Raw genomic sequence first — 6,127 nt, forward strand, 5'->3', positions numbered from 1 at the left:
GGCTCTTCTTTCCGTCGCTTCGATTCTATCCGTCGCTCTAGCCTCGCTTTCCGTCGCCTCGGGTCTTCTTTCCGTCACTTCTGCCTTTCTATCCGTCACCTTGGCTCTTCTTTCCATCGCTTCGATTCTATCCGTCGCTCTAGCCTTCTCTTTCCGTCGCCCCAGGTTTTCTTTCCGTCACTTCTGCCTTTCTATCCGTCACCACGGCTCTTCTTTCCGTCACTTCTGCCCTTCTATCCGTCGCTTAGACTCTTCTTTCCGTCAACTAATTCGTATAAATACCACAACAAATGAACAAAAGTAAAAAAAACGCATCTAGACACTCCTTCAAGAAGTCTAAATGCGTTTCCCTGTTTATAATACTTTTTCTAAGAAATCTTTCGCACGCTGTGTAGATGGTGATGTGAAAAATTCCTCTGGTGGTGCATCCTCAATTAACTTTCCGCCATCAAGGAATAATATACGATCCGCTACTTCACGAGCAAAGCCCATCTCATGCGTTACGATTAACATGGTCATCCCAGTATCAGCAAGGTTTTTCATAACAGCCAATACCTCTTTTACCATTTCAGGGTCAAGAGCTGAGGTTGGTTCGTCAAATAAAATTACTTTAGGATCCATCGCTAGTGCTCGGGCAATGGCAACACGTTGCTTCTGCCCTCCTGATAGACGGTTTGGATATTCATTGCGCTTCTCAAATAGGCCTACCTTCGTTAATAAATCTTCAGCCTTTTTGATAGCAGCTGCCTTGTCCATACCCTTAACATTGATCGGTGCGTATGTTAAATTTTGGAGCACCGTTTTATGAGGGAAAAGATGGAAATGTTGAAACACCATGCCAACTTCTTCACGGATTTTCATAATATCTGTCCCTTTATCCGTTAGAACATCACCAGCAATTGTAATCTTTCCGTTCGTTGGCTCTTCCAACAAATTTAAGCAACGAAGGAATGTTGATTTACCAGATCCAGATGGTCCAATAATGGCAATTACTTCTTTTTCTTTAACTTCTGTTGAAATACCCTTTAGTACTTCATTTTGTCCATATGATTTGTGTAAATCTTCAATTTTAATCACTTTTTCTCATTCCTTTCTCAATTCTTTTACCAAGGAACGTTAATACAAGCGTCATAATGTAGTAGATTACACCTGCAAATAGTAAAGGCTCAAGATAGCGGTATGTTGAGCCACCTACAATATACGCTCGACGCATAATATCCAGTGCACTAATAACTGTTACAACTGCTGTTTCTTTATTTAATGTAATAAATTCATTCACTAAAGATGGTAAAATATTTTTTACGGCTTGTGGGATAATAATATCCTTCATCATTTTTGCATATGGAATACCTAGTGCCTGTGCCGCTTCCATCTGTCCTTTATCGACCGCATTAATACCACCGCGAATGATTTCAGAAATATAAGCACCAGAGTTTAAACCGAATGCAATAATAGCCGTTGGAACTGGGTCAATTTGAATATCTAATAATTGTGGCACTGCATAGTAAATAATCATTAATTGTAGTACGAGCGGTGTACCACGGAAAATCGATGTATAAAAATCCGCAAACCAACGCAAAACATTTACTTTACCAATTTTACATAATGCTAGTAATATACCAATTATAAAACCGATGATTGATGCCCCGATTGCAATTTGAAGTGTAACACCTATCCCTTTTAATATATAAGGAATAGAGGGAATGATAGCTGTAAAATCTAAATTCACAGCGTCCCCTCCTTTCTCGTTCTTTTTTAGGAAATGAAAAGTATAAGCGATAGCTCGAAATAGAGCTATCGCAGTTCAACTTGCTTATTTAACTTTTAACCATTTTTCTTCTAGCTCTTTAATTTTGCCTTCATCCGTTAATTCTTTTAATGCTTTGTTAATTTTATCTTTAAGATCGCTACCTTTTTGAACAGCGATTGCTTTGTAGTCTTCAGGTTGCTCTTTAACCGGGAACGCTTCTAGTTGATCGTTTGTTGCCAAATAACCTTTTGCTACACCGCTTTCTACAATCCCAGCATCTAAACGTTTAGACATCATGTCTTGGATAATTTCAGGAATTCGTGTACGTCCTTCAACCGTTGCATCTACTTCTTTAGCAATTTTATTACCTAAATTTTCTTGGATAGAAGCTGTTTGCACACCAATTTTTTTACCAGCTAAATCAGCCTCACTTTTAATACCGCTATCTTTTTTTACAATGATCACTTGCTCTGTTTGATTATATTTATCAGAGAAGTCTACAACTTCTTCACGTTCTTTGTTCGGTGACATACCAGAAATAACAACATCAACTTTACCTGCTTGTAGAGCTGGCACTAGGCTGTTGAAGTCTATATCTTGAACTTGCACTTCTACACCTAATTTTTCACCAACTAATTTAATTAAATCGATATCAAAACCGATAATTTCTTCACCTTTTGCTACATCAACATACTCGAATGGTGCATAATCAGATGATGTACCTACTTTTAATACTTGCTTTTCTTCTGTGCCTTTGTCAGCATTTGAACTTGCATTATTCGCTTTATCTTCTTTTGCGCCACATGCTGCTAGTACACCAATTACTAGAACGAGCATTAGCATGAAAAATTTCTTCTTCATATTCAACGATCTCCTTTTATTTATGTTTTATTGTCTACGAGAATCTAGTTCTCGAAAATATCGAATGGATATTTATTCATCTTTAAGAATAAAAAATCTATCTGCTAATTAAGATATACCCTTTTTAAGCAATAATCAAGCTAAACTAAAAATTTTTAGATAAAATATTATACACAAAATTTTCTGACAAATCAATTTATCTTGATTTTTCAATCAAAATTGACTCATCATCCATAAGGTGCCCTACCTTCATTCCAATCAACCTATATACTTGGCATACGTTTTTAGTAATGAGTCAGCATTACTTTACTATTTTCAGATTTCACAACATTTATCCCTCTAATCTGAGGAATTTCAAAATGAATAAAAAAACAAATCCCCAAAAATGGAGATCTGCCTGTGTCATATATATTTTTCTTCAGTTCGTCCTCCCCCGCCCCTTCTGCTAAAGGTACGCGAGAACGGTACGCTGCTCGACATATTAAATGCCCTGCCACAGAAACCGTTACAAAGACGAAAATTATTCTTTAAGCTACACCGCCGAAGCTGGCGTATCCTTAGGTAAGAAAAATGCTACTAGTAATAATAATGGTAACAAAGATACGACCATCATCGTAAAATCGATCCCCCTATGGTCCATTAATACACCAATTACCATCGCACCGATTGCACCCATTCCGAAAGCAAAGCCAGTTGTTAAACCTGCCATTGTACCAATTTTTGTCGGGACAAGCTCCTGTGCGTAGACTACTGTTACCGAGAAGCTAATCATAATGAGTGTACCGATAATCACTAAAAATATCATTGCTGTCCATAGCGGTACATAAGGCAATGCTAAACAAAATGGCATTGGTACAACTACGGATAATAAAATAACATTTTTTCTACCAATTCGATCTGATAATGAACCTCCGAAAAATGTTCCTATGACACCAAATGCCATAAAGCTGAAAATTAAAATTTGTCCAAGGCGAAGACTAACACCATAATGATCCATTAAATAAAATACATAAAAACTTGTAATATTAGTAGTATAAAATGATCTCGCAAAAATAATAGTAAATAGTAACGTTAACGCGATGCCTACTTGTTTTTTTGTTAATGGAGGCAACGTAGAAACTAAGACGCGTTTTTTCTTGGCTACGCGCTCTTGCTCCAACTGCTTTCTATACCATCCTGCAATTTTACTCAACAGAATAATTCCGACCGTTGCCACCACTAATACAATTGCTGCACCACGTTGTCCAAAAATATCAAAAATATAAGCACTAATTAGTGGGGCAAGTGCTTGTCCAGAATTTCCGCCCACTTGATAAACCGACTGTGCAAGTCCTCTTTTGGAGCCTGCTGCCATAAACGACACCCTTGATCCTTCAGGGTGAAATATAGCTGAACCAAAACCTAAAAATAATACCGCAATAAGAATAATCCAATACTGCGTTGTGAACGCGATTATTGCAATACCTATAAACGAACTAATCATACCAATTGGCAACGCGTATGGCATTGGCTTTTTATCACTGATAAAGCCAACAACTGGCTGTAACGCTGAGGCAAATATGTTCAAGACAAATGATATAAGCCCTATTTGTGTAAAGGTTAAACCTAAATCACTCTTTAATATCGGGAACATCGCTGGAATAACAGCCTGCATCGTATCATTGATAAGATGAGCAACAGCTATTGCAATCATAATTGGATAGACAGGGTTATTAAAATTTCCAACCTGTTTCATGTTACCACCCCACTTTCTAATTTATCTCAAAATTTGGTATACAAACGATTTTCGCATACTATTGACCTTTTTGCACAAGCTATTTTTCGACAGTAGTTTAAGGAGTTGATTTATGTATGGACGATTTTATTCACGCCAATTTTTGGGAAATGATACTTAGAGCAACACTTGCTTTTTTCGCACTACTAATTGTAGCCCGAATTCTCGGAAAAAAGCAGCTTGGTCAGCTTACATTTTTCCACTATACGACAGGTATCACATTTGGTTCGATTGCATCTGAAATAGCAGCACAGGCTGAAACACCGTTTTTAGATGGGCTTATTGCCCTCATTTGGTGGGGCGTTCTAACTTATTTGATGACCATTATTACCATTAAATCTAAAAAGGCTCGTGTACTTGTCGATGATAAGCCGACAATCCTTATTCAAAATGGACTTATTTTAGAATCTGCTTTAAGAAAAAACCGTTTGCATATGGATGAGTTAACAATGATGCTACGAGAACAAGCCGTATTCTCTGTACAAGATGTGCAATATGCATTACTTGAAACGACGGGTAAACTAAGTGTGCTACCAAAGCCCACTGAACAACCGGCTACCAAACAAGATGTGAAGGCCGATGTAACACCACCAACCTATATACCAACAGAAGTAGCTTCAGATGGGCAGGTTATTTATGAAAATTTAGTTGAACTTGAGTTGACAGAAGATTGGCTTATGAAGAAGCTAAAAAAACAAAATGTCCAATCCGTTGAAGATGTCTTTTTTGCCCAAGTTCAAGCAAATGGCTCTCTATATGTAAGCTTGAAGGATAAAGCAAGACGATCAAGCCCTTAACAGCTTGTCTCGTCTTGCTTAATCTATTTTTACAATATCTAATGGCGTAACAATGCCGATTAGTTTTTGATGTGGCTTCCCGTGCTCCGTTATTAGCAACGCCTCAAAACGGCTTCCCCGCTCTACTCCTTGTTTAAAAATATCTTCAGCCTCGTAAATCGTTATGTATCTACTCACAAATTTATAATTCACTCTATTTTTTTCATGTAATAAAATATCGTGCAAAGTCGGAATTTGCTCAGGTATTTGATTGCCTACCATCACCGTAGCTAGCCAGTTTGTAATTCCTACTGTCGTCACAAGTCCTTTAAACTGATCTTTATTGTATACAGGAAACTGTGTATATTTACGATGGCGTATAACTTTTAATACATGTTTTAATGAGTCACTTTCCTGAAACACTAGCACTTTTTTGCGAAACATTTGTCCAACAAGTATTGGCTTAGCGAGTGTTGCCTCTATATATTCAATTCTTTCCACCACGTCTAAATGTGGTTCAGCAATTACATATTCTAAGGATGTACGATGATGAACAATTGCATTTCGTAAATCTGCATAAGAGCGCAAATCGTCTTCATATTTACGAACTAGTACATCCTTCTTTTTAGCTTGATCGATGAGACGATAAAAGGGCATAAAATCCTTTGCACCGATAATATCTCTTAACCTTTGATCTATCCGATTAAACGCTGTAAGAAACCGATTGGAATTTTCTATATCCAATTATATCCACCTCTCCTAATTATATATTCATATTTTCCGAGTTATTTGACAAATTCCGAGTTATAGCTACATTATATTCCTAAGTTTTGGATATTCCAAGATAAGATACATAATATAGCCTATTACCATAACGTGGGGTTGATTTGCGTTCCGACTGAGCGCTTTGTTGTTGCTGTCGCTTCGCTTTCGCACAGAAAAGATTTGTTGCTGTCGCTTCGCTTT

7 protein-coding genes and 1 pseudogene are annotated in these 6,127 nt (G+C 37.3%); 2 read left to right on the top strand and 6 right to left on the bottom strand.

Going from position 1 to position 6,127, the window contains the following annotated elements; all coding sequences use genetic code 11:
* The coding region (locus QRN68_RS11155) for a hypothetical protein (RefSeq protein WP_285396959.1) at positions 1 to 304 on the top strand (304 nt) is incomplete at its 5' end.
* A 50-nt stretch (positions 305 to 354) separates the two neighbouring features.
* On the opposite strand, the gene QRN68_RS11160 is transcribed toward QRN68_RS11155, so the two are convergent.
* The 5 genes and pseudogenes from QRN68_RS11160 to QRN68_RS11180 form a co-directional block, all read right to left on the bottom strand.
* A complete protein-coding gene (locus QRN68_RS11160; RefSeq protein ID WP_285396960.1) occupies positions 355 to 1,077 on the bottom strand; it encodes an amino acid ABC transporter ATP-binding protein in 723 nt (240 codons plus the stop codon).
* A complete protein-coding gene (locus QRN68_RS11165; RefSeq protein ID WP_285396961.1) occupies positions 1,070 to 1,729 on the bottom strand; it encodes an amino acid ABC transporter permease in 660 nt (219 codons plus the stop codon). Before QRN68_RS11165 ends, QRN68_RS11160 begins: the two co-directional genes overlap by 8 nt.
* Before the next feature lie 84 nt (positions 1,730 to 1,813).
* Positions 1,814 to 2,611 (bottom strand): transporter substrate-binding domain-containing protein, encoded by a 798-nt coding sequence (locus QRN68_RS11170; protein ID WP_285396962.1) that lies wholly within the window; start codon positions 2,609 to 2,611, stop codon positions 1,814 to 1,816.
* A gap of 404 nt (positions 2,612 to 3,015) precedes the next feature.
* Positions 3,016 to 3,135, bottom strand: a pseudogene (locus QRN68_RS11175) (Na+/H+ antiporter subunit G); the annotation flags it as partial.
* A gap of 8 nt (positions 3,136 to 3,143) precedes the next feature.
* Entirely contained in the window at positions 3,144 to 4,346 is a 1,203-nt protein-coding gene (locus QRN68_RS11180; protein ID WP_285396963.1) for an MFS transporter, read from the bottom strand.
* 116 nt (positions 4,347 to 4,462) lie between these two features.
* Between QRN68_RS11180 and QRN68_RS11185 the strand changes: the two genes are divergently transcribed.
* On the top strand, positions 4,463 to 5,182 hold the full coding sequence (locus QRN68_RS11185; RefSeq protein WP_285396964.1) for a DUF421 domain-containing protein: 720 nt from the start codon (positions 4,463 to 4,465) through the stop codon (positions 5,180 to 5,182).
* An 18-nt stretch (positions 5,183 to 5,200) separates the two neighbouring features.
* Here QRN68_RS11185 and QRN68_RS11190 read toward each other — a convergent pair whose 3' ends face one another.
* The gene (locus QRN68_RS11190) at positions 5,201 to 5,905 is read right to left on the bottom strand and encodes a CBS domain-containing protein (RefSeq protein ID WP_285396965.1); all 705 of its coding nucleotides are present in this window, start codon (positions 5,903 to 5,905) and stop codon (positions 5,201 to 5,203) included.
* Between the last annotated feature and the right edge of the window lie 222 nt (positions 5,906 to 6,127).

The sequence above is a fragment of the Lysinibacillus sp. fls2-241-R2A-57 genome (assembly GCF_030209535.1).
Taxonomy (GTDB): Bacteria; Bacillota; Bacilli; order Bacillales_A; family Planococcaceae; genus Lysinibacillus.